The sequence below is a fragment of the Burkholderia sp. MSMB1498 genome (assembly GCF_001526245.1).
Classification (GTDB): domain Bacteria; phylum Pseudomonadota; class Gammaproteobacteria; order Burkholderiales; family Burkholderiaceae; genus Burkholderia; species Burkholderia savannae.
The window spans coordinates 1-3,320 of sequence record NZ_LOYJ01000087.1 but is presented as its reverse complement, the minus strand read 5'-3'; the positions used below and the strand labels follow the sequence as shown (position 1 = coordinate 3,320).

The 3,320-nt window shown below is 60.3% G+C and carries 4 protein-coding genes; all 4 read left to right on the top strand.

What is annotated here, in order from left to right; all coding sequences use genetic code 11:
* The coding region (locus tag WS91_RS19190; RefSeq protein ID WP_231752043.1) for a DUF5372 family protein at nucleotides 1–319 on the top strand (319 nt) is incomplete at its 5' end.
* A 176-nt stretch (nucleotides 320–495) separates the two neighbouring features.
* Nucleotides 496–948, top strand: a complete 453-nt coding sequence (locus WS91_RS19185; RefSeq protein WP_059581540.1) for a helix-turn-helix domain-containing protein — start codon at nucleotides 496–498, stop codon at nucleotides 946–948.
* 35 nt (nucleotides 949–983) lie between these two features.
* Nucleotides 984–1,235 carry a hypothetical protein gene (locus WS91_RS19180; protein WP_059581537.1) on the top strand — a complete coding sequence of 84 codons (252 nt, stop codon included), beginning with the start codon at nucleotides 984–986 and terminating at the stop codon, nucleotides 1,233–1,235.
* Entirely contained in the window at nucleotides 1,225–3,306 is a 2,082-nt protein-coding gene (locus tag WS91_RS19175) for a recombinase family protein (RefSeq protein ID WP_059581534.1), read from the top strand. Before WS91_RS19180 ends, WS91_RS19175 begins: the two co-directional genes overlap by 11 nt.
* Nucleotides 3,307–3,320: the final 14 nt, after the last annotated feature.

The following is a 3,320-nucleotide window of genomic DNA, read 5'->3' as shown; positions in this document are numbered from 1 at the left end:
TTATCGTAAGTCAGCAACTGCTTGTCGTGACGACGGTTGCACGGCCGTAACGGTCGAGATCACCCATCCCTTTCACCCGCGACGCGGTACACGAATCCAGCTGGCTACCCGGCGCATCAACTGGGGAGAGGACCGCGTCATGTTCTACGACGAACATGGCCAGCTGGTATCGATACTGGCCTCATGGACGAACGTGGATGAGCCGGACGCGTTCGCGCAGGCTGCGGCGGGGCGCTCCGCCTTTCGTGTCGACGACCTTCGGAGGCTGCGCGCGCTAATCGACGACCTGAGGCCGGAGGTCCTGGGGCGTGTCAAGTAAATTACGCCGCCAATGTAAGTTAAATTACGCCGCATCAGATTCGCGTGAGCGCGACGTGCGTAGCAATATACCCACAATATCGCGATTTGGCCGGCGCATTCGATTGCGCGCCGACCTTGACATTGACGTGTGTGCGGCATATTTTAGATTACACACTTTGCACCGGTGCAGCGATCTTGACCAAGCCCGATCCAAAGCTGGAACGTCTCAGGCGCCTCGGGGTACTGAATCCCCATCCCGAGAGGGTGCAGGCTTCCTGGTTCCAGTCGAGCGATTTTTTCGACGCCCGCGACTTGATTCAAGTCAAGTACGAGATGCTGCGCCATGTCAGCGTCGACGGCGCATCGAAGGCCGATGCTGCGGCCCTGTTCGGCATGTCACGGCCAACCTTCTATCAGGCCGAGGCCGCGTTTGCTCGCGATGGCTTGGCAGGACTCGCTCCGAAGCAGCGTGGGCCCAAGGGAGCGCACAAGCTCAATTTCGAGGCGATGGCGTTCGTCGAACGACATCTCGAAGGCGATGGCGCGATTCACGCCCGGGCGCTAGCCGAGCAACTGGAATCCGAGCTCGGCATCTCTGTCCACCCCCGCAGCATCGAACGCGCAATCGCGCGCAAAAAAAAACCGTAGAGCCAACCGTTGCCGCCGTCCCCTTCGCGCAAGCCTTGACCGCCGCTTACGAGGCCCTACGCGATGCGGTGATCGACGGCACCCCGCGCGCCGAGGGCGCCGCAGCGCTGCGCTATCACGGGATGCTGCATGGACTTCCTGTACTCGTGAAGTCAACGGCGGCCATAGACGCTACCTCGCGTCACCAGGCGCAGCGTATGGACGCCTTTCCGGCTGGCGACGAGTTTGTGCGTTTGCTGGCCAACCTCGTTCTACGGACCCATTCGGAGCTCGCCCATGTCTACTGAACGGTATCAGAAGGTTACGCACGACCACTTGCGCCGTGATGCCTTCCTCTATGTGCGGCAATCTTCACTACGCCAGGTCTTTGAGAACACCGAGAGTACGAAGCGCCAGTATGCTTTGCGTGAGCGCGCCGTGTCACTGGGCTGGCCCATCGAACGCATCCACGTTATCGACACCGATCTTGGGCTGTCCGGTGCAAGCGCAGAACACCGGGACGGGTTCCAGCAACTGGTTTCGGAGGTCGCCATAGGCCACGCCGGCATCGTACTCGGACTTGAGGTATCTCGTCTGGCGCGCAACAACGCCGATTGGCATCGGCTCATCGAACTTGCGGCACTGACCCACACCCTGATTCTGGACGAAGACGGGGTCTATGATCCGGCTTACTTCAACGACCGCCTGCTGCTCGGCCTGAAGGGAACCATGAGCGAGGCGGAGCTGCACGTGCTGAACGCGCGGTTGCAGGGTGGGATGCGCAACAAGGCGCGACGTGGCGAACTCGAACTGCCACTTCCCGTCGGGCTGGTCTACCATCCAAACGGATCGGTTGTGCTCGACCCCGACCAGCAAATCCACGCGAGCCTGCGACTGCTGTTCGATACCTACCGGCAAACGCACTCGGCAAGCATGGTGGTACGCCGCTTCCGTCGCGAAGGCTGGTCCTTCCCGCGCCGGATCCGCCGCGGCATCGGCAAAGGCGAAGTGCACTGGGGCGCACTGAACACATCGCGTGTTCTACAGATCCTCCACAATCCCCGATATGCCGGTGCCTTTGTGTACGGTCGGACGAGAATTGGACGCAAAGCCGACTTGACGAGCACGCAACTCAAGGTCGCGCAATCCGACTGGCAGGTTCTCATACGAGACGCCCACATCGGTTACATTGACTGGGACGAATTCGAGCGCAATCAGGTGACGCTTAGGCAAAGCGCGAATGGCTTCGGTTCGCTCGTGCGAGGTACGGTCCCTCGCGAAGGGGACGGACTGCTGCAGGGGCGCGTCATCTGCGGTATTTGCGGCAATCGCATGCGTGTGCGCTATCAGAAGGTAAGCGACAGGATGGAGCCGTACTACGTATGTCACGACGTCGCTGCTCACGATGCGGGCAAACCATGCCAGTCGATACGTGGGCGTGCGATCGATGATGCAATCAGTGCGTTGCTCCTGGAGACAGTTGGGCCGGCAACCATCGAAGTGGCGCTCGCAGTCGAGGACGAGATCGCCGGACGTATTGAGCAGGCCGATTCCATGCGTCTGAAGCAACTGGAACGCGCACGATACGAAGCCGAACTCGCCCGCCGTCGCTACATGAATGTCGATCCAGCGAACCGGATGGTTGCCGATGCGCTGGAAGCCGATTGGAACGATCGCCTACGTCGACTTGACGTGCTGCAGCAGGAACACGATCGCCAACGCCGGTCAGACCAGGATCTGCTTGGAGATGAGGCTCGTGCGCGTATCCGCGCTCTTGCAGATGACTTCGCCGCCGTCTGGAACGATAGGCGCGTCGAATCCATCGAGCGCAAGCGAATGCTCGGACTGCTTATCGAAGACGTCACTCTTGTGAAGTCAGAGAAGGTCTCGATCCACGTGCGTTTCCGGGGTGGCCGGACGACTTCACTGGCGGTCGACAATCCCAGGCCGATGGCACTTGTACGCAAGACACTACCGGCCGTCGTGACGGTTATCGATGAGCTTCTCGAAACGTGTACCGATCAGCAGGTCGCCACGCGACTCAATGAACTTGGATATACAAACTGGCAGCAGCAAGCATTTACCGCCAGGAAGGTTGCGCTGGTGCGGACCACCTATGGATTGCCGAGCCGATTTGAGCGACTGCGCTCGCGCGGTCTGCTTACCGGCGCCGAGCTCGCCGCGCAGTTCAAAGTGAGCCAGACCACCATCCATCAATGGGGTCGCCAAGGACTTCTACGGCGGCAGGTTTACGGGCATGATCACCGCTGCCTGTACGAACCTCCGGGGAATGTCCTGCTCGTAAGAGGCGCGGGTGGACGCAAAGCAACACAAGCAACCTTCATCGCCGCTCCAACTACCGGACAAGGTGCAATGTGAAACCTACTCCTTGC

Excerpts from the sequence above, each read along its gene's own strand:
- WS91_RS19175 (WP_059581534.1), top strand. The coding sequence starts at position 1,225 with ATGTCTACTGAACGGTATCAGAAGGTTACGCACGACCACTTGCGCCGT.